The sequence below is a fragment of the Burkholderia sp. AU30280 genome (assembly GCF_020420125.1).
Taxonomy (GTDB): domain Bacteria; phylum Pseudomonadota; class Gammaproteobacteria; order Burkholderiales; family Burkholderiaceae; genus Burkholderia.
The window spans coordinates 134,596-157,013 of the sequence record NZ_JAIZRY010000014.1; the positions used below are offsets into that span (position 1 = coordinate 134,596).

The following is a 22,418-nucleotide window of genomic DNA, read 5'->3' on the forward strand; positions in this document are numbered from 1 at the left end:
GATTAGCCGGATTAAATGTGTACGCAGCGAGAAGCCTGTCTGCAGATGTTTCCTGGGTCGTACATCAAGCGAAGTACTTCGTACTCTCTTAAGTCGGACGGAAAATGACGCTCAAAGAACTGGTCATCGTCCGAATCGGGAAAGTTCAGATAGGCGATATCGCTAAGATATCGGGCGCCTATGTTGTCAAGTTCTTTCAACCAACGGAGTTGGGCCGCGACCTGGACTGGCGATTCGCGTGACGTCCAAGACGTGTCGAACGAGGCAAGATATTCCGAATGGCGCGCGGGCATAAACGAGCGCTCGACTGGAAAATCACGAATTGCTCCACCCCAAGCGAAGAGACCAAAACCTGCACCGTCTTCATTTTGAGTAGGCGTCCAGGTGTCGAGGTAGTCGAGAATCTCGCCCAAGGCTGGCGCACCCATTGCTTTGGCGGCGAACCGGCTCTTAATCTTGAAAGCGCCGCCGCTAGTCTGATGACGTGCGCTGATCATCGCGTCGTAAAAACTTGTTGTTGATTGCGTCCAGCCTGCTGTACGCGCAATCGATCCGAAGATGCGGGGGAGTTCCGCCTGCCCATCGCCTTGAAACTGGCCCGACAGCGTGATGGTCGCCACCCGTTCGGATCCCGTTACATTCGCACCGATCCGCATGCTCAATTCACGTGGCGCCTCGATCAGAATCTGCTCCAGATCGGCTAGATGGCGGGCCCCAACAGAAGCCGGCCAGTTGGCCCGAAAGCTGGTGACGGAGGTTGCCGCGAACGTCTTCAGCTTGAGCTGGGTAACGATGCCGAATGTGCCCGCGCCGGCACCACGCAGCATGCGCATCAGGCGCGGGTGCGAATGATCTGTGACATGAAGCACTTCGCCGGCAAATGTGCAGATCTCAACCTCCAACAAATAATCGCAGACCAGCCCGTAACGACGCGACGTGTATCCAGCACCACCTCCTAGGGTCAGGCCAGTGATGCCAACATCCAAACTGGTTCCGGTCGGTATCGCTCGTCCGTGGGCCGACAGTACTTTGTAGACGTCACTGATTCGCGCCCCTCCGCCAACTGTCACGACCTCGGTACTCGGGTCATAGTTGACGGACGTAAACGCACCCATGTGAACGATCATTTCGCCGTCGAGAGATCGCCCCTCAAAATCGTGACCCGTGCTGTGCACGCTCAAGCTCGCGCCCGAGACGCGAGCCTGTTCAATCACGGCTCTTACCTGCCCTAGGCTAGCTGGCATGAATACTCGGTCAGGAGACCCGGTCAGAGCGGCGTCGTTATACGGCCGAATAATCGACTGAGTGGCTTCCGATCCAGGCGGGACCTGAAAATTCGATGCCTCGTTGAAGCACGAGTGGGAGACATGCATGACGTGTTCCTTTGGCCCGCTCCATGCGCGGGACATATCAGACGGCCCACATCGCACAGAACGAATAATTTTTCTGAATGATGATGTGCCGAGTGGATCCTAAGCGTAGGAAATGTTGATTGCCGCGATTGCGTCGGAGATCAACTGTTCGGCGGAATCGGGGGTATCGGCCTCGACGGTGACCGAACCCAAGCGCTGCCACGACATGGATGGCTCGACCGTCTTGTCCCCGGCGCGCACGGTCACGGAGAAATGTGCGATGCCAGACTTGCGAAGCATCGCCTCGTCCAAGCGAACTTCGGAGACTGTTCCCGTCTTACCGCCGACAAAACGAACCTTTGCCGTTTTCTCAGCTTGCACCGGGAGATTCGACAACTGCTCGCCCCTCATGATCGCGTGGTAGGCCTTTACGATATCGAACCGATACGCGCGCTCGATGAGATCGATGATGCCGTCACCCGCGAATCGTCCCGCGCACTCGATGAGATAGGCATCTGTTCCGTCATGCATCCATTCGCAGTGGACGATACCGGTTCGGAAGCCCGTTGCTTCGATCACTTTCCCCGTATTCGAAACGAGTTGCTCCGTCAGACCGCTGTCGATCGTCGCTGGAACCGTATGACCGCTTTCGACAGGATGTGCACCTTCGAACAGTTCCTTTTGCGTGACGTTGGAGAAGATCATGCACCCATCGACCACCAGCGCCTCTACGCTGAATTCGCGGCCCTCGACGAATTGTTCAACCAACGTGATCTGCTCGAAACCGCGGTCAGGCACCATGACGCCTTCGTCTCGCGTCTGTGATTTACCCCACGCGTCCTCGATATCGGCCGCATTACGAACGATCACAGCGCCGACCGATCCTTGACGGTTCGCCGGCTTGATAATGACGGAGCCGCCGTGCGCGACCATGAATGCGCGCGCCTCCTCGAAACTCTCAACGATTTTCGACGCAGGGTTGTGGATGCCGAACGCCTTCGATACCGCGCGAAGCCGGTGTTTGTCGCGCATGATAAGGCTGGCCCCATAGCTCGCGCCCGGCCGATTCAGGCGCTCAGCAAGTCTTGCAGCGAACGGCGTGGCGTACTCCTGGATCGGTACAACACTGACGATATTTTCCGGCCGATGTTCGCCAAAAAAAATATCCGCCGCACCCTTCCGTTGGTATTCGAATGGAATCAATCGATCTACTACACTGTATTTCTTTACTTCGACGTCGATGTGGCGCTTCCGGATTACGTCTGGCTCGTCAATCAATATTACTGAGCCCTCGGGGCGAAGCTGTTGAAGCGAGCCAAGTGCAGCGGCACTGTAACCAACAACGATGGTTTTCTTGTTGTTCACTTGATACCCTTGTGAAAATATCAAAATCAGAAGCACAATGCCTGACGAAACTCCCGACCGAGTTACAGCCGTGGAATTTGAAATCAAACGAATACAGAACCCGCAAATCGACTTCCCGGTAAAACACCCGAATAATATTTATGACGATCTAGACGGTCGCAAATGATCCCCGAAAGACTTCGGATAATTATCAGACGCATCTTCTTTTTTTGGGAGATCCATCATACCGACTGGCGCCCCATGCATTTCAGACAGCCCTCACCTGAATTTTAACGAATTTCCTCTTCCATAATTTTATTCATGAGAGGCGAACTCAAGGCAAACCGCATACTTGTCGCACCATAACCAAAACAGTCACGGATTGCAAAAAGCATGTTGGCTTATCACTGACTCGGTGAGGGTTAACTCTAACCAGACTGCAATTTCGAATATTTCATATTTCTTACAAATCGAGACAAGTCAGACAAGTAAGGCAGGGATTATTTCTCTCAGGATTTCGTCTGATCTTTTCAGATCAAAAGGGCCATGTCAACTTTTTTTTGACCACATCAAATAAAATTAGATCGCGGGCGCCGCGACGTTGCTCGCCAAGCGTTACGGGCTAACTTAGCCTGGAGCATCGTGCTGTCGTGCCCATGGCTAGTTGGGCATCGCGGCGTCGCCGTTCTAGCGCGACGAGCATTTGGTTGTGACACTTGCGCTTCCCGGCTTCACCCAGCAAGACCACCTTCATCCGATTACACTGAATCTCAAGCAGAGCAACGCCGAAGCGCTCGACCGCTTACGTGCGGCAGCGCTGCAAAATCGGCGGGCCCTGATGTTCACCGAGCCAGCCGCAGAGGCTGGTGACTCGAATGCGACCAGATTGAACGCCGATGCCCGGGTTCGTTATAGCAGGCAACAGGGGCCTGCTCGAAATCCACTCGAGCCCAATGGCTGATGGACGTCTCGAAGCGCACTTCGAAGCCACGTTGGCTGGGTAACCGGATCTTGAGCAGCAGACGCTCAACATTCTGGTCGGGAAACTCACGTACTCAGGTTGCGATGCGTTTCTCCATGAATACACTCAGCGGGTCGCTCGCGTACTCGCCAAACGGTCCACGACGCTCATAGCCTACCGACTCATATAAAGCCAGCGCCTCATGTTGATGCGGTCCAGTTTCCAGCTTGAGCAATGTGCAGCCGACCTCTATCGCCCGAGATTCGAGCAAAACCAGTAGTCCCTTGGCTACACCTTGCCCCCGGCCGCGAGGATTTACATACACGCGCTTGAGTTCGCCAAACTCAGAGGAGAGAACAATCGCCCCGCAGCCGATCGCCTCGCCCGCACTATCCCTCGCGACCGCGAAAAGAACCTCTGGTTGTTTCAGCGCCGCAAGGTCAAGGATGTGAATGCTCTCCGGTGGGTACAGGGTATTCAGATAGGCATCTAACTCAGCAATGAGGGCGATCACGTCATATTGATCGGGAGATTCGAAAGCAATGTTCATGGAAAGGAAAATGAAATAAAAAGTGAAATCCAAGTACTGTATGTTAAAGACCTGTCGATAGGAATGCACGATCTCACCGGCTAAACAGAAGCGGTCAAATTCGAAAATTCTCTTGTGCGGATGGTCTGAGCTTTTGTACCGGATCTCCATCATGCGACGGGCCACTTCACTCGAATAGCCCTAATGACCAGTCGTATTGGTCACGACAATCGTCGCTTCGATCTGCTCCTCCACAGTTAGATGGCAACCACCATGCCTCTCTTCGACTAGTACCACTTCCTTCACCATGACATCGATCGACACGCGTCCATAATGCGTCTGCCTCCTCGCGAATCAGTTGAACCCTAACGCGTTCCGTATCCGATGCAACGGAACTCCCCGCCGATCGATCGTGCCAGTACTCCTCATTATTTCAACGGCATGCTGGCGGTCAATTCGTTTCTCTACTGCCGCCATAACCTCAGGAAGTCGAGATCCTGTCGTTGTCGGTGCACTCCAGCACTGGTACAGATTGCGTGTATTCAACGCCTCCACCGCAGCGCATGCCACGGGCGAAGTGAGCGAGAAATCCAAACCACATCGACATTGCATCATGTTCGGCCGCGTCACCGTGATCGGTTTCTCGCACTGGGGACAAGTGTCAAGCAGTTGAACAGCATGCGTAGGACACGCCGTCATCCATGTAAGGCGATGCGCGGCAAGCATTCTCCCGTCCTGACGGAGACACAAAGGGCAAATTCGCTCGCGCTCTCGAACAAGCAGATGCCTGGCCTCAATCACATGATGGCCAATCGCGTAACCGAAAGCGGCCCCTCGTGCTCGCCCACCGACTTCGACCGGACACATCGATCTCATCGTCGAATGACCGATCCGGCAAACACGAGACAATTCCGCAATCTCGGCGGAAACCAGCGGACCGAACGCAACGCAACCGGCGTCGCGCAGCAACGCCCCAACGCCTCTCAAGCCGTTGGCATCCACCAAGCGCATGAGCACCGACGACAACGACTCGTCGATATAGGGTTCGACGCGAAGCGCAAGCGGCGGCCGTAACATCGCATTCGCTGGCCTTGCGAAACACGGCACCCAACTTTGATTTTCCATATCGAATTCCAGATCGACTCAGTGCTCGTTCCTAGCGGTAAGCGCCTGTCTGCATGCTCTGCCGCGTCAGGGCCACCAGTTCCTCTCCGTCGGCGGTATCGAGGTACGTAACCGGCTTCTTCCACCCGAGTGACGGCACCTCTTCGAGTAGCCACGTACACAACCACTTTTTCGCATCAAATCCCTCCGGCCTGCCTGACTCGTTGACCATTTTCTGCACAAGGGTCAGGAGCCTGTTCCAAACCTCTTCAGGCACGCGCTCGACCATGCATTCGGATCGCCATGTGCCGCAGCGGCACGCTTTCATGATGTTCACCTCACCCAGATTCGAAGTCCCACGTCGGAACCTGTGGCGATCCGATTCGAATCGGATCGCCACATTTCATTGACAACACCCCGTCACACGGCCTGCACCGCTTGGCCGCCTATTGCGTCGACCAATGCACGATGAAGGAAGGCAAACGGAGGCTCCGGCAACTCCGTGAACAAACGCAAGGAGATGTGCTCAACGCTTCGGGCTGAGCTCAGGATCGATCCCGACCTAGGTCGGTATTGCCGCTCCGCGTTGACCAGTTCCTTGAATCCCCGAGGCCAGTCCGACATGATCCGTCTGATTTTTTGCATGCGCGGCGTCAGTTCGGAAATGGCCTTCGAGCGCAGCCCCTTGTCTGTCGACCCGCTCGTTGCACCACTGACGCGATACAAAAACGAAAGCACACGCAGCAACTCCCCAAGGTCAAGCGCGGCGAAATCCGGTGGAACGCCTGGCGGACAGTCCGGCACATCATGCTCAAAGCTCATGCGCCAGCGTCGATCGATGAGTCGAGTGATCATCAGATCGTCCGTCTTCGCGGGTTGACACGCAGTCGACCCGAGATCCGTCCCGCACTGACAACGCGCCACGCCCGGCCGCATGGACGACACTTCGCGCCGACAGCCCGGACAGCGATCGAGCAGTTGGACGCCGTGGACAACGCAGCACGTCGCGAATACGTAAGCATTCACACCCAGCACATGTTGATGCTCAGCGATACACAGCGGACATATGCGCTCGTTGGCGCCAACAACGATTGCATCGGGTTCGACCCAGTGGCCATACAAGCTGATCTTCGCGTGCTTCGTCCCGCTACGGTCGATCGCGCCCACGGTCAACGGTGTCATCGCCCGGACCAATTCCGGGGAGAGCCGGCAAACGCGGGCAAGCGCTTCGACCTCCGAGGCAAAGCGCGGCCGAGCAGCAGCCACGCCGGCGCGGCGCAGGACCATCCCTGGTCCACTCAACCCGTTGACCTCGGCAACACGATGCAGCAACGACGAGAGCGACTCTCCGCGATGCGGAGCAACGCCAAGAAGAAGAGGGGTCGTCATTGCACGTCCTCCGCAAACGGTTCACCTGGTTGGTCAAGCGGAACGCCATTAAACTTCGAATCGAAGGGATCGCGAGAAGGCGGTGCATCCTTCCAGATATGAACGCGAAACGCCGCGGCAAAATCGTTCAGCGTGACACTTTTCCCACCGCGTCTCTCGGCAACCTGGTAAGCACCGTTCAACAGCTTGCACATGTAGTCCACCAGTCCTGCAGTTGCGTAGTACAACTTCATCACGACACGCTTGTCGACAATATCCGTCATCGGCAATGGCATATCTTTGGCGAGCGCCTGCATCACGCCAATGAACGTTTTGGCGCCTTCGTTGGTGTTTACATTGAACGGGCGCATCTCCGTCACGCGAGAAAATCGGCGCCGCAATTGCCCATTGACTCGCAGCACACCCAACAGCGACGGCAGCCCCGCGAGCACAACAGCAGCCGGGAGCCGGTCCAGCAGCACCTTCAACCAGTTCGCAACCTGTCTCAGCGAACGGCGATCGCCCTCGACGAAGTGCTGAAACTCGTCGAGCATGATGATCTCCACGCCACAGCCGTGTACCAGTTTGACAATCTGCTCTGTCAGGCGCGCACTCGATTGCCCAGCTTGCGCGATTTCACCCAAGGCAATCAACATAGCTTCAGCCAGCGATCTGACAGTCGGTACTGCAGGCACGATGACATAGAGGACCGGCACGTGCCGGCGCAACACCTCCTCTCGCACCGGGAATTGGGCACGATAGCATTCGAGCACGGTCGATTTTCCGGCTCCGGACGCCCCGATCGTCGCCAGACACCCTGCTTCACCGGATTCCCGCAGCCATTGATGGATCTCCTCGATACTCTTGAGCGCAGTAACGAAATCGGGATGTTCGACAATGCTTTTACGGACATTAAATCGCTTCATGATCAGCTCCTTACCGTTCATTGCGCTTCGTAACAGAAAATTCAGGAACACTATCGAATCTAACGATCATGGAGTCCACTTGATCGGACTGGGCGGAATCGTCCACGGCGTTCCCGCCAGCGGCTCCCAACAAAAGATCCTTGCTCGACTTCCCCTTGATCTGCGCAACCCATTTGCGCTTCTTGAGTTTCTGATCAAGCTCTGCCTTGGCAATGTCGTCTGCGAGACGGATACGCGCTTTTCGAAGCGAGACAGAGTTGATATCGATGCTGCTGTCTCGCATGGTGCCGGTGACTTCGTTGTGCATCCATCTGGTCAAATCCTTCGTGTAATCTGGGTCGGTGCAATCAACGCGAAGGTATTCCTTCTGCCTTGGGTCGTAGACGTAGACAAAGCTGGTCTGCTCGTTGAAATACCGAACCTTGACTTTTTCGTCGTCCGAGATGCTGTGACGAAGCAGTTGCAACGCACTGGAGTTGTACGACAGGTGATCAAACGTCACGCCACTGTTCGTGATCGGACGCATAATGGTGTCCGAGAACGCGACGGAAAGCTGATCGGGATCGGCTGGCATGTAGATAGGGGTCAGCCGTGCACTTTCCTGCCATGCCTGAAACGGTGTCTTGCCCTTCAAGCCACGATGTGGCGCGTGCTGGTAACACTCCACAATCCAGCGCACGACAAACACCGTTAGCTGTTCGAGGGTCACACACGCAAGCTTCTCGGACGGGTACTCTCCACGATCCTTGGTATTCGACCAAGTCGTCCCCGGAATCAAATGGAAGAGTTGTTCCGCTATCGTGCGCATGAACCGCTCCACACGGCCTTTGAACCATGGTGCACGGCTCGGGCAGTACACGAGTGAAATCCCCAGTTCGTCGCAGCCAGCTCGTGTGGCGCCGCCGTGGAATTCCCACGCGTTGTCACCGAAGATCATCTCGGCTACACCTCGCGCCAACCATTCAAGATGCCCCAGGCCTAATCGGTTCAGTAGATCGCGCTTGCTGAGCATGGCCATTTGCATTGCCCATCCGACCTCCTCCTGGCCAGGTGAGCGCGCCCCGATATGAAACCCCATCACCATGCGTGTGTGCGCGTCAATGATGAGCGTCAGTACGGGACGGACGATGACCATACGGGTGCGCTCGCAAACGCACAGCAAGTTCACCAGTGTGTGGTCAATCTCCCACCGCTCGTTGAGTCGTTTTGTCTTGAGCCGACGGAACACCGGTCGATACTGCTTCAGTGCTTCGGTGCGGCCCTCCCGGGCCGCGGTGACGAGATAGCTGTTCAGTTTCCCGACATGACGATAAAGCGTCGCTCTACTAATTGTGGGTAACGGATTTTCCAGGTCACGTTCGTTATGAGCGTCAATGGCATTCTCTACTTGATCGTACAATCTCGTCACGTTGAGTTTCTGGCCATTGAGATAGTGCGTTTCGATGACATCTTCCACCAGCGTGAGCAGTGGACCATCGAGGATTTCGCGTCGCCCCTTGTTTTCATGGCGCGGCACCACGTCCATGGCATCACGTGACGGTTGGTAGCGTTTTCTCCACCGACAGAAGGATCGATAGGTTGGCGGTATCGTTGCACCAACCTCACACGCCACCCGGTTGATGACGGTCTCGACTTCGCGCACGCGCGAGCACTTCGCCTCCTCGACGGCTCTTAGGTAGACGAGTCGCGCACGCATCACGACAAGATCTTCTTCTTTGAAGGTGGTGACATCACGTCGAGCAACAACAATCGGTGATGCAGCCGTCTCACGTAGCGATTCGATACTGACGGACCATGTCCCATTACCGTGGCGTGCCCATATTTCAGTTTCGTGCAGGCGTATTGGCGAGCTGTAGTCGGAGCTGAGCTCGATTCGACCATCGGGCAGCGCAGTCTGAACGCGCCAGACATACTCGCCCTCACGGAACTCGACGCCACGCTTAAGCAAAAATTTTTGCATGACGCACCTCCGAAGGAGCGACGTAAATGGCTGCGTCGGAGGTCAGCGGCACATCGAGATCGATACCCGCGGCGCCATTGGCGATCCAGGTCAACGCAACGTCGCGCGAACGGGCCAGATGCACGAGGTTTCGGAAAGTTTTCGGATACTTCTTTTCAACGAGCCACTGTGCTTCCCGGATCCGTTCGGACGAAATTCGCCCCAGCCACGGCCGCAAGAGCCGCAGAGTCTCGTGACGGGTGCCGGAGATGTAGGTACGTTCATCCCAAATGAAGAGGGCGTGTCCGTGCTCCGCAAGGACGGCTCTCGCACGCGCCATGCGGGCCTGCACTGAAGGCTTCTGCAGATCCTTTGCAGGCTTGGCTTCGACGAAGACAGTCGAACTGTCGCGCCGCACAATCTCATAATCCGGCGTGTACCGAAAAAGCTGGCCGGCCTCACGGAGAACAAATGTTCTATCTTGAGCGCTACGAAAGCGCAGTACCTCAGGGCTGAACTCGAGCAAGAGGGTCGTCGCCTCTTCCGCCAGGGAATACCAAGGCATCGAGCAAGCGTTTTTGACAGAGGGCGTGAAACCTCGAAAATTTCCGCCACTGCGGGTATCGTACGAAGGCATGATGATGTCTCCTGCGCCCTTTCGGGCGCGTGGATGTGGGGGGCGCCAGTCCGAATGGACGAGCGCTGGCCGCGCGGATGTCATTTCCACGCAACGAGGAGACGAGTTGGGCCTTGACGCCGATGAGGGGGGAGCTATACTGAAGTCGCTTAGGTTTCAGTTGTGCTCCCGCTCAGTCGGGTCGAAAGAACCAATCCGTCGTAAAGGGTTGGTTTTTTCTTTTCTGTCGAATAGGCAGTACTCCTAATTCAATAGGTTGATGGGGAAAGGCATTTTCAGGATGACTTTACCGATCCAGCCTCGCCACCAGCTCATCAAGCAAGGTGACTTCGTCACCGCTTAGACGCGTCGACGCTCGCACCAGGCGATTGATCAGGCGCAACGTATCTGAGTGCAGGTCGTCAGGTAACCGCAATTTCCTTTGCGAGTCCAGAGCGGCTTCAAGCAATGAAGCGACATCGGCGTTGCTCATGCCGAGTACCGCAGCAATCCGCTCGATTTGTTCGGTCGATGGTGGCGGCTTAACCGCGCGTTCCAACTTCCAGACATATTGAATCGCGACCCCAAGCTGCCTGGCCACATTCGTCTGACTGAGGCCGGCTCGCTTTCGGTAGTGCACCAATGCGTTTGAGAATGGAGTCATCGCCTTGCACCTACACATGTCCTATCTCTCAATGTATGTGGTGACCCAGCCGGCGGACAAGTAAATTTTTTCTTCTCCCAGGCGACAGCAAAGGCAGAAGAACCCTCGTGTTAGTCAAAAAATAGAGGCACGCGTTATGGAAACACTGAAAAGGAGAAGAAAATAATTTCCCTTTTTGTACAAGTATCGGCTCGTATGTTTCTCGAATAGGGTCGATTCATTCGTCAAACTTCTGAACGGCATACGCAAGGAAATCGACGAAAATTAATCCATAGGTGTTCAAACGACGCGCAGATTTGCGGTGACGGATGAACGGTGCCGGCCGGCCGATAAGCATCCGTTGCGCGAAAGTTACACTCCCAAGACAAGTGTGGGCCGGGTTGCAAAGCAACACAAATAGCCATGGCTCACATCGCCACGATTGGTATGACAATTGGAAGCGTGTGCCGCAGAAAGGCTGCACAGAGCCTCTAGGTCTACTTCGTCAGGTCATCAAGACGATCGACAAAGCCATCCCCGGCGATTCGGTCAAGTTCTCGCTAAAGCAAGATCACGACAACCTTCGACTCGGAGCGGCCGTAGAAGCCAATCTTGGCGATGCGCTCAAGTGCCACATCGACCTGCACGGGGAGGGTTAGCCGAACGAGCCGAGTAGCTTCGGCAGATGGCTTGCGCCTTGAACATCGACCTCCCCATTGGCTTGAGGAGACACGCCCCAGACGTGAAACGGCGATTGAGCGTCGTCAATGCGGCGACATCGATCTGACACCATCGACTAAACATTGCGTCGTAGGCCGTCACTGCCAAATATTCTCCGATCATTTTCTGCCCATCCATACGGATTACATGCCCAACGCATGAAAGGTAGCCAATTATTCAAAGACAACTTATTGAGACTGCGGACATCTTTTCTAAGAACCAACAACAAACACTCGAAACACAAGCCCACCCACCTCGCCCCGTACCGGCAATCGTCAATCAAACTGTACCGGTACTGTACAGAAAACCGTCGCTAAACTGACCTCCATCCCAGTCCAGAACCGAACGGAGAATCCGCGATGGAATTCCTCACCCTGAGCGCGTTGCCCGCCGGCATGCTGTTCGCGCTCGTCACGTCGATCACGCCCGGCCCGAACAACACGATGCTGCTCGCATCCGGCGTCAACTTCGGTTTCCGCCGCACCATGCCGCATCTGTTCGGCATCAGCACCGGCGTCGCGATCCTGATGCTCTGCGTCGGCTTCGGCCTCGGCGAAGCGTTCAAGCGCCTGCCGCTGCTGTACACGATCCTCGAAGCCGCGAGCGTCGCGTACCTGCTGTACCTCGCGTGGCGCATCGGCACGTCGGGCGAAGTGAAGGCGCACGGCGGCAAGCCGCGGCCGATGACGTTCATCGAGGCCGCCGCGTTCCAGTGGATCAATCCGAAGGCATGGATGATGGTGCTGACCGCCGCGACGACGATCCGCCTGTCCGCCGACTACGGAATGAACGCCGCATGGATGGCCGTCGTGTTCATCCTGATCGGCTTCCCGTGCATCAGCCTGTGGGCCGCTTTCGGGCTCGGCCTGCGCCGCTTCCTGTCGAACCCCCGCGCGCTGCGCATCTTCAACGTGACGATGGCCGTACTGCTGATCCTGTCACTGTATCCGCTGGTCGCGCACCTGCTGGCGTAGTGAGCGCTCGCCGTGCGCCCGTTGAGATTCGCCCGATGCAGGCGTACCCTTTTGCTACGGGCGCGCGCAACCGTTTCGCTGGTTGCGCCGCCGCTGCCGGGAGAGTGCCGATGAAGCCACTGCTGAGGGCGGGCGAACACATCGAGGGGATGCACTGGATCGCCGAATATCATCCGCTCACGCACGAGATTCGCGTGCTGCGCGAAGACATCGAGATCGGTATCTACTGCGCGCCGCCGACGATGTTCGGCGAAGAGGAAGACATGGGCGCCGCGAACCTCGCCGATCATCGCAGCCGGGAGGCCGCGCTGCGCGCGTATCTGCGCAACTTCGTGAAGGAACACGACGCGGAAGAATAGCCGGCCGCCCGATGGCCGCCACATCCGCGGGCCGGCGCATCGCACCGGCCCGCGCTTCGCTCAATGCCCGAGCGATTCGATCTTGCCTGCCGGCTGCACCACGCCATGCGGCCGCGCCATCTGCTTGATCAGCAGCGCGACACACGCGAGCAAGCCCGCGACGGCGATCGTCGCGAACACGCCCGCGAACGAGACATGCCGGCGCGTCAGTTCGGCGACGAGGAACGATCCTGCAATCCCGCCGAAGCGGCCGACGCCGAGCATCCACGCGACACCCGTGCCGCGCCCTTCGGTCGGATAGAACGCGGCGGCGAGCGCCGGCATCGACGATTGCGCGGTATTCATCAGCACGCCGGCCACGAACACAACCAGCACGAGCAGCCCGACGTTACCGGTCGCCTGCCCGATCGCATAGACGCTCACCGCTGTCAGCGCGTAGCACACGGCGATCACGCGGTTCGCGTTGAAGCGGTCCATCAGCACGCCGCACAGCACCGCACCCACGCCGCCAAGCGGGAACAGCGCGGAGATCAGCGTCGCGCTCTTCGGCGCCAGGCCTGCATCTTTCAGCAGGATCGGCATCCAGTTGATCGATGCGTAGAAGATCACGAGCCCCATGAAGTATGCGATCCACAGCATCACCGAGCCGACGATGTACGGGCGCGACAGCACGACGCCGAGGCCCTTGCTGCCCGTCTGCGGCACGGCTTCGGTCATCGCGAACGAGCCGGCGTTCAGCGCATCGCGCGAGATGCGCGCGAGCGTCGCGCGGATCTTGTCGACAGCGTGATTGTTGGCGACCATGAAGCGCACCGATTCCGGCATCTTCAGCAACAACAGCACACCGAGCAGCAACGGCGTCACGCCGCCGAGGATCAGCACGCTGCGCCAGCCGAAATGCGGAATCATCCAGGCAGCCAGGAAACCGCCGAACGCGGCGCCGAGCGGGAAGCCGCAGAACATCAGGTTGATCACGGTTGCGCGGCGCTTGTCCGGGCAGAACTCGCCCATCATCGTGACCGCGTTCGGCATCGCCGCGCCCAGCCCGACGCCGGTGATGAAACGAAGGATCGTCAGGTGCCCGATCGTCGTCGAGAACGCGGACATCAGGCATGCGACGCCGAACAGGAATACCGAACCGAGCAGCAGCGAGCGGCGCCCGAATTTGTCGGACAGCGGGCCCGACACGAGCGCACCGCACGCGAGGCCGAACAGCGCGGCGCTTAGCACCGGTGCAAGATCCGGTTTGGTGAGGTTCCATTCACCGAGCAGCGACGGCGCGATGAAGCCGATCGCAGCCGTATCGAAGCCGTCGAGCAGCACGATCACGAAACACATGAGGAATACGAGCCATTGAAAACCGCCGAACGGCTGCTCGTTGATGAAGGTCTGGACATCGACCACGGGTGTGCGATTCATCGCTAGTCTCCTTGTCGGCCGGCGTTGTTACGCCAGTCCCATGCAACACCGATATAGATGCAAGAAGCGCGGCCTCCCAGCCGCGCCATTCTTCTGTTCACGCGCCGATGCGCTGCCGGCGCGATCATTCAATGTCGACGGCCCGCCAACCGTCAGCGGGCCTCGAATCAAGATCGGTCTACGCCCGGCGCTTAACCCGCCGCATCCTGTTCCTTGAAGATCTTGTCCGCGAGATGGAACGCGGAGTTCGCGGCCGGTACGCCGCAGTAGATCGCGGTCTGCAGCAGCACTTCCTTGATCTCGTCGCGCGTCACGCCGTTGTTGCGCGCGGCGCGCAGGTGCAGCGCGAGTTCCTCGCCGCGATTCAGCGCCACCATCATCGCGATGGTCAGCAGGCTGCGCGTATGGCGCGGCAGGCCGTCGCGCGTCCAGATCTCGCCCCATGCATAGCGCGTGATCAGGTTCTGGAATTCGTCGGTCACCTCGGTGCGGTTCTCGAGCGAACGGTCGACGTGCGCGTCGCCGAGCACCGCGCGACGCACCTTCATCCCTGCTTCGTAACGTTCGTGGTCATCCATCGCCGGTGCCTCACGCGGTCAGGAAATCGAGCAGCGCGCGGTTGAAGCCGTCGGTGCACTCGATGTTCGAAATATGCGCGGCGTCGAATTCGACGTGCTGCGCGCCCGGAATCGCGGCTGCAAGCGCGCGGCCCTGGTCGGGCGGCGTCGACATGTCCTTCGCGCCGGTCACGACGAGCACCGGCAACGCGATGCCTTTCACTTCCTCGCGCAGGTCGGCTGCGTTCAGCGCGTCGCAGTTCGCCGCATAGCCGTCCTTGTCGGTATGCACGAAGGTGTCGCGGATCGCATCGAACAAACGCGGCTCGCGTTCGACGAATGCGTCCGTGAACCAGCGCGGCAGCACGGCGTCGGCGAGCGCCGCCATTCCTTCGGCACGCGCCTTCTGCGCACGCGGCGCCCACACTTCCGGCGATCCGATCTTCGCGGCGGTATTCGACAGCACGGCGCGAACGAGGCGCGACGGGAAACGCGCAGCCAGCGCAGCACCCGTCAGCCCGCCCATCGAGATCCCGCAGAAATGCGCGCGGGCGATGCCGACGTGGTCGAGCAAGCCGATCACGTCGCCGGCAAGCTGGTCGATCGTGTACGAACCGGCCGGCGCATCGGAATGGCCATGGCCGCGCGTGTCGTAGCGCAGGATGTTGAAGTGCTGCGTGAGCGGGCGGATCTGCGGTGCCCACATCTGCAGGTCGGCGCCGAGCGAGTTCGAGAAGACGAGCCACGGCGCGTCGTCGCGCGCGGCACGGTCGATCCGGTAATGCAGTTTCACGCCGTTGACAGTGGCGAAGGGCATCAATGTTCTCCTGGTGATTGCGCGCCCGCGTGCAGCGCGAGCACGGCGTCGACGTAGGCCTGCGCCTCGCCGACGTAATGAGCGGGATCGAGCAGCCGCGCGAGCGCGTCGCGCGACAGGTGGGCCGACACGGTCGCATCGGCGGCGAGCACGTCGAACAGCGTCGCGCCCGTGCGTACGGCTTCCTTCGACGCATGTTCGACGACGTGATGCGCGTCGAGCCGGCCGATTTTGTCGCCGAGCGCGAGCATCACCGCTTCGCCGAGAATCAGCCCGCGCGTCAGGTCGAGGTTCGCGGCCAGGCGTTCGGTGTTCACGTCGAGGCCCGCGACGATCTGTGCGATCTGCGCGAGCGCGCCGCCGGTCAGGCGTGCGAGATCGGGCAATGCATCCCATTCGGCCTGCCAGCCGCCCAGTGCGCGCTCGTGCTCCTGGACCATGCCCGCGAACACCGTCGCGACGAGGTTCGGTGCGCGCACGGCAGCCGTCAGCACGGCTGCGCAGCCGACCGGGTTGCGCTTGTGCGGCATCGTCGACGAGCCGCCCTTGCCGGCGGCGGCCGGCTCGCCAAGCTCGCCGACTTCAGTCTGCATCTGCAGCGACACGTCGCGCGCGATCTTGCCGAGCGTACCGGTCAGCATCCCGAAGCAGGATGCGGCTTCCGCGATGCGATCGCGCTGCGTGTGCCACGGCACGGCCGGCACCGCGAGCTTCAGGTCGGCCGCCAGCGCAGCCGTGACGCCGCGCGCGTGCTCGCGCAGGCTCGCGAGCGTGCCAGCCGCGCCGCCGAACTGCAGCATGAGCGTACGCTCGCGCAATTCGGCGAAGCGCGCGCGATGGCGCAGCAGCGCGTCGAGCCATTGCGCGAATTTCAGGCCTAGCGTGATGGGCAGCGCCTGCTGCAGCCACGTGCGGCCGATCATCGGCGTCGCGCGATGCGTGCGCGCGAGCGCCGCAAGCGACGCGCATGCTTCGTCGAGCATCGGCTCGAGCACGTCGAGCGTGTCGCGCAACTGCAGCACGGTGGCGGTATCGATGATGTCCTGGCTCGTCGCGCCCCAGTGCACGAACTTCGCAGCCTCGGGGTCGTCGGCCTTCACCTGCGCGGTGAGCTGCTTGACGAGCGGAATCGCGAGATTGCCGCCGAGTGCGGCGCCGTGCGCGAGCGCGTCGGCGTCGAGCCGGCCGGCATCGCACGCGCGTTCGATCGGTGCGACCGCGGCGGCGGGAATCACCTGCTGCGCGGCGAGCGCACGCGCGAGCGCGGCCTCGACGTCGAGCATCCGCTGGATCGTCGCGCGGGGCGACCAGATCCGGTTGAGCGGCTCGGTGCCGCAGATGAGGGAGGTCAGGCTGGCGCTGTCTTCGAGCATGGCATCAGATTGGGGAAACGGCGTGCGCCTATTGTCTACCCAAGCGTGCCGGCATGCGCGCAGGCGCACGCGCCGGCACGCTTGCGATTCAGGCAGCGGCCTTTTGCGTCGCGTCGATCAGCGGCACGCCGGTCAGCTTCTGCAGTTCGTCGAACGACAGGTCGGTGAAGATCTCGCTCACGGCAAGACCATCGGCCGTCACGTCGAGCACGGCGAGATCCGTATAGATGCGGCTTACGCACTGCACGCCGGTGACCGGATACGAGCACTGCGCGACGATCTTGCTCTCGCCCTGCTTCGTCAGGTGCTCCATCATCACGAACACCTGCTTCGCGCCGATCGCGAGATCCATCGCGCCGCCGACCGCCGGAATCGCATCGGGCGCACCCGTATGCCAGTTCGCGAGGTCGCCGGTCGCGGATACCTGGAACGCGCCGAGCACGCAGTAGTCGAGGTGACCGCCGCGCATCATCGCGAACGAATCCGCGTGGTGGAAATACGCGCCGCCGGTGAGCAGCGTCACGTGCTGCTTGCCGGCGTTGATCAGTTCGTCGTCCTCTTCGCCGGGCGCGGGCGCGGGGCCCATGCCGAGCAGGCCGTTCTCGCTGTGCAGGAAGATTTCCTTGGATCGATCGAGGTGGTTCGCCACCAGCGTCGGCACGCCGATGCCGAGGTTCACGTACGCGCCTTCGGGGATGTCCTGGGCGACGCGCTTGGCCATTTCATCGCGGGTCAGTCGTTTCATTTCGGGTCTCCTCAGGCGGCTTGCGATGCGTGTTCGGCGGCCAGCTCGGCCGCATGCGCGGCCTGCGGCACCTCGACGACGCGCTGGACGAAAATGCCCGGCGTCACGATGTGTTCCGGGTTCAGCGCGCCGAGCGGCACGACTTCCGACACTTGCACGATCGCGACCTTCGCGGCGCTGGCCATGATCGGCCCGAAATTGCGCGCGGTCTTGCGATACACGAGATTGCCCCAGCGATCGCCCTTGTACGCCTTCACGAGCGCGAAATCGGCGTGGATCGGCGTCTCGAACACATACGGCTTGCCGTCGATCACGCGCGTTTCCTTGCCTTCCGCGAGCTTGGTGCCGTAGCCGGTCGGCGTGAAGAAGCCGCCGATGCCGGCGCCCGCCGCGCGGATGCGCTCCGCGAGGTTGCCCTGCGGCACGAGCTCCAGCTCGATCTCGCCGGCGCGGTACAGCCCGTCGAACACCTGCGAGTCGCTCTGGCGCGGGAACGAACAGATGATCTTGCGCACCTGCTTCGCCTTCAGCAGCGCCGCGAGGCCCGTCTCGCCGTTGCCCGCGTTGTTGTTGACGATCGTCAGGTCGCGCGCGCCCTGTTCGATCAGCGCGTCGATCAGCTCGGACGGCATGCCTGCCGTGCCGAAGCCGCCGATCATGATTGTCGCGCCGTCGTGGATGTCGGCCACCGCCGACTGAAGCGATTCGAAAATCTTGTTGACCATGTCTCTTCCTGATACGAACCCGCGGCTCGATGCGCGGCCTGTCGAGGGGACACGCGCGTGCCGCGTGCCGCGCCGGGGCCGATATCGATCCCGGTTTTGTTCGCTATTCGAACCTAGATTCGATTAGCGAACGATGGCCGATCATAGAGGCGTGCACAGCGCGTTGTCAAGGCGGGTTGCCTCGGGGGGCGTCGCGTCGTCGAACGGCAGCCCGACGTAGTTTTCGGCGAGCGACTGCGCGGCGGCCCGCGAGCGCGTCACGTATTTCAGCTCGGCAAACTTCAGGCGATTGACGAACGGCGAATCCTCCGGCGACGAATGCAGCATGTTCGTCATGAAGTACGAGAAGTGCTCGGCGCGCCACACGCGTTCGAGGCAGGTCGCCGAATACCGGTCGAGCGGCGTCGCGTCGCCCGTCCGGTAGCGCGCACCGAGCGCGCGGGACAGCGCGCGGACGTCGGCCACCGCCAGGTTCATCCCCTTCGCGCCGGTCGGCGGCACGATGTGCGCGGCGTCGCCGGCGAGGAACAGGCGTCCGTGCTGCATCGTCTCGGACACGAAGCTGCGCATCGGCGTCACGCTTTTCTGCGTGATCCGGCCCTCGGTCGGCGTCCAGCCCGTGTCGTTCGAGAAGCGCGTGTGCAACTCGTCCCAGATCCGCGCGTCGGACCATTCGGTGAGGTCTTCATCAGGCTTGCACTGCAGGTACAGGCGCGTGACCGTCGGCGAGCGCATCGAGAACAGCGCGAAACCGTTGTCGTGATGCGCGTAGACGAGCTCGTCGAGCGACGGCGCCGCATCGGCGAGGATGCCGAGCCACGCGAACGGATAGACGCGCTCGAACGTGTTCAGCCGCTCGGCCGGAATCGTCTGGCGCGCGATGCCGTGGAAGCCGTCGCAGCCGGCGATGTAGTCGCAGTCGATGCGGTCTTCGCGGCCGTCGGCATGCTTGAACGTGACGAACGGGTGTTCGCCTTCGACGTCGTGCAACGCAACGTCGCTCACTTCGAAGTGCATCGCGTGGCCATGCTCGACGCCGGCCGCGATCAGGTCGCGCACCACTTCATGCTGGCTGTACACGGTGATCGCCCGCCCGCCGGTCAACGCGGACAGGTCGATGCGATGGCGCTGGCCCGAGAACAGCAGCTCGATGCCATGGTGTTCGAGCCCTTCGCGGCGCATCCGGTCGCCGAGGCCGGCTTCGTTCAACGTGTCGACCGTGCCCTGCTCCAGCACGCCGGCGCGGATGCGGTTCTCGCAGTATTCGCGTGAACGCGCTTCGACGAGGATCGAATCGACGCCTTGCAGGCGCAGCAGATGGGAAAGCAGAAGGCCGGACGGACCGGCGCCGATGATCGCGACTTGGGTGCGCATTGTTCGTCTCCTGAACATTGGTTCGAGTAATGGAACACATTTGAGCGCTTTCCCGACTATGCGGCAACGCGATTCAGGAGATATGTTGTATACGTTTTGAAGATACTGGCCTCGCGATGGATGCGCTCGATCTGAACCTCATTCCCTACCTCGTCGCGCTCGACGACACGCGCAACGTGAGCCGCGCGGGCGACCTGCTCGGCGTCAGCCAGCCGCGCGTAAGCACGGCGCTCGGCCGGCTGCGCGCGTACTTCGGCGATCCGCTGTTCGTGCGCACGTCGCGCGGGATGGAACCGACGCCGCGCGCGCTCGCGCTGCTGCCGGCCGCCCGCGACGCGCTCGCGCAGATCGAGCGCGGCCTCGTCGCGCCGCACGACTTCGACCCGGCCGCGAGCATGCATACGTTCTCGATCGCGCTGTCGGACGTCGGCGAGATCGTGTTCCTGCCGAAGCTGCTGCAGGCGTTCGCGACACGCGCGCCGCACGCGAACCTGCGTTCGGTCTCGCTCGCGCACGACGAAGTCGGGCGCGGCCTCGAAGCCGGGTCGATCGATCTCGCGGTGGGCTACTTCCCGGATCTCGACGGCAACAACTTCTTCCAGCAGCGGTTGTTCACGCACCGGTTCGTCTGCCTGATGCGGCGCGGCCATCCGTTCGAGCAGGCGCCGCCGTTCACGGTCGAGCAGTTCCTCACGTGCGGACACGCGGTCGTGCGCGCCGAAGGCCGCAGCCAGGAGGTGCTCGAGAAATATCTCGCGAAGCAGCGCATGCAGCGCCGCGCGGTACTCGAGACGCCGCACTTCATGAGCCTGCCGTTCATCCTGAGCCGCACCGACCTGATCGCGACGGTCCCGCATGCGATCGGCTATGCGTATGCGGCCGAGCATGCGTTCATCGTGCCCGTCGAGCCGCCGCTCGCCTTGCCGCGCTTCGACCTGAAGCAGCACTGGCATCGCAAGTACCACAACGATCCACGCACCGCGTGGCTGCGCGGCGTCGTCGCGTCGCTGTTCAACGACGAGCAGGACGAATGGCCGAAGTGAGCGCCAGGCCTCGCGCACGCCCCGCGAAAGCATGAAACAATGCCCGGATTCCGCGCCGCCCCGGCGGCGGCATTCGATGGAGCAGATAGATGGGTAAAAAGAAGTCCGCACCGGCCGAAACGACCGCATCCCGGCCGAGCCGTGAAGAAGCAGAAGCCGCCGTCCGCGTGCTGTTGCGCTGGGCCGGCGACGATCCCGCACGCGAAGGCCTGGTCGACACGCCCGCGCGCGTCGTGCGCGCCTATGAGCAGTTCTTCGCCGGCTATGCGGTGGAGCCGCGCGACATCCTCGCGCGCACGTTCAGCGAAGTCGACGGCTACGACGAAATGATCGTGCTGAAGGACATCCGCTTCGAGAGCTACTGCGAGCACCACATGGTGCCGATCATCGGCCGCGCGCACGTCGCGTATCTGCCGAATCATCGCGTGGTCGGCATCTCGAAGCTCGCGCGCCTCGTCGACGCGTTCGCGAAGCGCCTGCAGATCCAGGAAAAGATGACCGTGCAGATCGCCGACACGCTGTTCGACGTGCTGCAGCCGAAAGGCGTCGGCGTGATCCTCGAAGCCGCGCACCAGTGCATTTCGACGCGCGGCGTGCACAAGCCGGGCGTCGAGATGGTCACGTCGCGCATGCTCGGCACGTTCCGCACCGATCCGTCGACGCGGCGCGAATTCCTGTCGATCGTCGCCAATCCTTCTTCCGTCAACCTGACGAATACGTAATGGAGCAGACGAAGCAAACGGCGCACGCGCCCGTCGTGCTCGTGACCGGCGCCGCGCGCCGGGCCGGGCGCGCGTTCGCCGAGTATTTCGCCGCGCACGGCTATCGCACCGCGGTGCATTACGACCGTTCGGCCGATGCCGCCCAGGCAGCGGCCCGTGCGATCGCCGAGGGCGGGCACGATTCGGTAGCGCTGCAGGCCGACCTGTCGGATGCCGCCCGGATCACCGCGCTGATCGACCAGGTGTATGCGCGCTTCGGGCGCCTCGACGTGCTCGTCAACAACGCATCGGTGTTCTGGCAGGACCATTTCCCGAGCTTCGACCTCGCGGCGTTCGACCAGGCGTGGGCGGTCAACTGCCGCGCGCCGATCCTGCTCACGCGCGCGTTCTACGAACGGGCCCGCGCGGCCGGCACGCAGGGTGTCGTCGTGAATGTGGTCGACCAGAAGATCAAGGAAAACTTTCACCGCGACCATTTCAGCTATACGGTCGCGAAGGCCGCGCTCGGCAACCTCACGCAGATGCTCGCGCTGTCGTCCGCGCCGGTGCTGCGCGTGAACGCGGTATTCCCCGGGCTGATGCTGCCGAGCGACGACCAGACGCAGGCCGACTTCGAACACGCGAGCCGCGCATCGACGCCGCTCGCACGCATCGCCGGCCCCGACGACGTCGCGAGCGCGATCCTGATGCTGACGGGCAACGCATATAACGGGGTGGATTTCGTCGTCGATGCGGGGCAGAACCTGATCCGCGTCGACCAGGATGTGCTGTACAAGCACCGCGCGCCCGACGGCAAGCACTGACCGAC

The 22,418-nt window shown here is 60.9% G+C and carries 23 protein-coding genes; 6 read left to right on the forward strand and 17 right to left on the reverse strand.

Annotated elements, in window-relative coordinates; all coding sequences use genetic code 11:
- Nucleotides 1-11: 11 nt before the first annotated feature.
- Both LGN17_RS28320 and LGN17_RS28325 read right to left on the reverse strand, forming a co-directional pair.
- Nucleotides 12-1,409, reverse strand: a complete 1,398-nt coding sequence (locus LGN17_RS28320) for an FAD-dependent oxidoreductase (RefSeq protein ID WP_319000869.1) — start codon at nt 1,407-1,409, stop codon at nt 12-14.
- 63 nt (nt 1,410-1,472) lie between these two features.
- A complete protein-coding gene (locus tag LGN17_RS28325) occupies nt 1,473-2,717 on the reverse strand; it encodes an ATP-grasp domain-containing protein (protein WP_226200247.1) in 1,245 nt (414 codons plus the stop codon).
- A 688-nt stretch (nt 2,718-3,405) separates the two neighbouring features.
- On the opposite strand from LGN17_RS28325, the gene LGN17_RS28330 reads away from it, so the two are divergent.
- Nucleotides 3,406-3,657, forward strand: coding sequence for a hypothetical protein (locus LGN17_RS28330; RefSeq protein WP_226200249.1), 252 nt, complete (start codon nt 3,406-3,408; stop codon nt 3,655-3,657).
- A 94-nt stretch (nt 3,658-3,751) separates the two neighbouring features.
- Here the strand turns inward: LGN17_RS28330 and LGN17_RS28335 are convergent, their stop codons facing one another.
- From LGN17_RS28335 to LGN17_RS28370, 8 genes are all read right to left on the reverse strand, one after another.
- Nucleotides 3,752-4,360 (reverse strand): GNAT family N-acetyltransferase, encoded by a 609-nt coding sequence (locus LGN17_RS28335; RefSeq protein ID WP_319000870.1) that lies wholly within the window; start codon nt 4,358-4,360, stop codon nt 3,752-3,754.
- Nucleotides 4,361-4,540: 180 nt separating this feature from the next.
- A complete protein-coding gene (locus LGN17_RS36910) occupies nt 4,541-5,311 on the reverse strand; it encodes a TniQ family protein (protein ID WP_413227056.1) in 771 nt (256 codons plus the stop codon).
- A gap of 31 nt (nt 5,312-5,342) precedes the next feature.
- The gene (locus LGN17_RS28345) at nt 5,343-5,618 is read right to left on the reverse strand and encodes a hypothetical protein (RefSeq protein WP_226200251.1); all 276 of its coding nucleotides are present in this window, start codon (nt 5,616-5,618) and stop codon (nt 5,343-5,345) included.
- A gap of 92 nt (nt 5,619-5,710) precedes the next feature.
- Nucleotides 5,711-6,679: a TniQ family protein gene (locus LGN17_RS28350; protein ID WP_226200253.1), complete on the reverse strand. Its 969-nt coding sequence runs from the start codon at nt 6,677-6,679 to the stop codon at nt 5,711-5,713.
- Nucleotides 6,676-7,605 (reverse strand): TniB family NTP-binding protein, encoded by a 930-nt coding sequence (locus tag LGN17_RS28355; RefSeq protein ID WP_226200255.1) that lies wholly within the window; start codon nt 7,603-7,605, stop codon nt 6,676-6,678. Before LGN17_RS28355 ends, LGN17_RS28350 begins: the two co-directional genes overlap by 4 nt.
- Complete coding sequence (locus LGN17_RS28360) at nt 7,595-9,544, reverse strand: Mu transposase C-terminal domain-containing protein (RefSeq protein WP_226200257.1); 1,950 nt, start codon at nt 9,542-9,544, stop codon at nt 7,595-7,597. Before LGN17_RS28360 ends, LGN17_RS28355 begins: the two co-directional genes overlap by 11 nt.
- Nucleotides 9,525-10,160 (reverse strand): hypothetical protein, encoded by a 636-nt coding sequence (locus LGN17_RS28365; RefSeq protein ID WP_226200259.1) that lies wholly within the window; start codon nt 10,158-10,160, stop codon nt 9,525-9,527. Before LGN17_RS28365 ends, LGN17_RS28360 begins: the two co-directional genes overlap by 20 nt.
- Before the next feature lie 286 nt (nt 10,161-10,446).
- Entirely contained in the window at nt 10,447-10,803 is a 357-nt protein-coding gene (locus tag LGN17_RS28370; RefSeq protein WP_081103924.1) for a helix-turn-helix domain-containing protein, read from the reverse strand.
- A 1,058-nt stretch (nt 10,804-11,861) separates the two neighbouring features.
- Between LGN17_RS28370 and LGN17_RS28375 the strand changes: the two genes are divergently transcribed.
- Nucleotides 11,862-12,476 carry a LysE family translocator gene (locus LGN17_RS28375; RefSeq protein WP_226200261.1) on the forward strand — a complete coding sequence of 205 codons (615 nt, stop codon included), beginning with the start codon at nt 11,862-11,864 and terminating at the stop codon, nt 12,474-12,476.
- 110 nt (nt 12,477-12,586) lie between these two features.
- A complete protein-coding gene (locus tag LGN17_RS28380; RefSeq protein WP_085038229.1) occupies nt 12,587-12,835 on the forward strand; it encodes a hypothetical protein in 249 nt (82 codons plus the stop codon).
- A 60-nt stretch (nt 12,836-12,895) separates the two neighbouring features.
- Here LGN17_RS28380 and LGN17_RS28385 read toward each other — a convergent pair whose 3' ends face one another.
- The 7 genes from LGN17_RS28385 to pobA form a co-directional block, all read right to left on the reverse strand.
- Nucleotides 12,896-14,254: an MFS transporter gene (locus LGN17_RS28385; RefSeq protein WP_226200264.1), complete on the reverse strand. Its 1,359-nt coding sequence runs from the start codon at nt 14,252-14,254 to the stop codon at nt 12,896-12,898.
- Nucleotides 14,255-14,445: 191 nt separating this feature from the next.
- On the reverse strand, nt 14,446-14,832 hold the full coding sequence (gene pcaC, locus LGN17_RS28390; protein WP_226200266.1) for a 4-carboxymuconolactone decarboxylase: 387 nt from the start codon (nt 14,830-14,832) through the stop codon (nt 14,446-14,448).
- A 10-nt stretch (nt 14,833-14,842) separates the two neighbouring features.
- On the reverse strand, nt 14,843-15,628 hold the full coding sequence (pcaD, locus tag LGN17_RS28395; protein ID WP_226200269.1) for a 3-oxoadipate enol-lactonase: 786 nt from the start codon (nt 15,626-15,628) through the stop codon (nt 14,843-14,845).
- Nucleotides 15,628-17,001 (reverse strand): 3-carboxy-cis,cis-muconate cycloisomerase, encoded by a 1,374-nt coding sequence (locus LGN17_RS28400; RefSeq protein WP_226200272.1) that lies wholly within the window; start codon nt 16,999-17,001, stop codon nt 15,628-15,630. Before LGN17_RS28400 ends, pcaD begins: the two co-directional genes overlap by 1 nt.
- An 88-nt stretch (nt 17,002-17,089) precedes the next feature.
- Nucleotides 17,090-17,746 (reverse strand): CoA transferase subunit B, encoded by a 657-nt coding sequence (locus LGN17_RS28405; RefSeq protein ID WP_175956976.1) that lies wholly within the window; start codon nt 17,744-17,746, stop codon nt 17,090-17,092.
- A gap of 11 nt (nt 17,747-17,757) precedes the next feature.
- A complete protein-coding gene (locus tag LGN17_RS28410; RefSeq protein ID WP_085038225.1) occupies nt 17,758-18,471 on the reverse strand; it encodes a 3-oxoacid CoA-transferase subunit A in 714 nt (237 codons plus the stop codon).
- A gap of 141 nt (nt 18,472-18,612) precedes the next feature.
- Nucleotides 18,613-19,845, reverse strand: a complete 1,233-nt coding sequence (pobA, locus tag LGN17_RS28415) for a 4-hydroxybenzoate 3-monooxygenase (RefSeq protein ID WP_226200275.1) — start codon at nt 19,843-19,845, stop codon at nt 18,613-18,615.
- Nucleotides 19,846-19,961: 116 nt separating this feature from the next.
- Here pobA and LGN17_RS28420 point away from each other — a divergent pair, with 116 nt between their 5' ends.
- The 3 genes from LGN17_RS28420 (at nt 19,962) to LGN17_RS28430 (ending at nt 22,413) form a co-directional block, all read left to right on the forward strand.
- Nucleotides 19,962-20,888 (forward strand): LysR family transcriptional regulator, encoded by a 927-nt coding sequence (locus LGN17_RS28420; RefSeq protein ID WP_226200276.1) that lies wholly within the window; start codon nt 19,962-19,964, stop codon nt 20,886-20,888.
- Between the two features lie 89 nt (nt 20,889-20,977).
- Entirely contained in the window at nt 20,978-21,610 is a 633-nt protein-coding gene (gene folE, locus LGN17_RS28425) for a GTP cyclohydrolase I FolE (RefSeq protein WP_226200278.1), read from the forward strand.
- The gene (locus LGN17_RS28430; RefSeq protein WP_226200280.1) at nt 21,610-22,413 is read left to right on the forward strand and encodes an SDR family oxidoreductase; all 804 of its coding nucleotides are present in this window, start codon (nt 21,610-21,612) and stop codon (nt 22,411-22,413) included. The genes folE and LGN17_RS28430 overlap by 1 nt, the downstream gene beginning before the upstream one ends.
- Nucleotides 22,414-22,418: the final 5 nt, after the last annotated feature.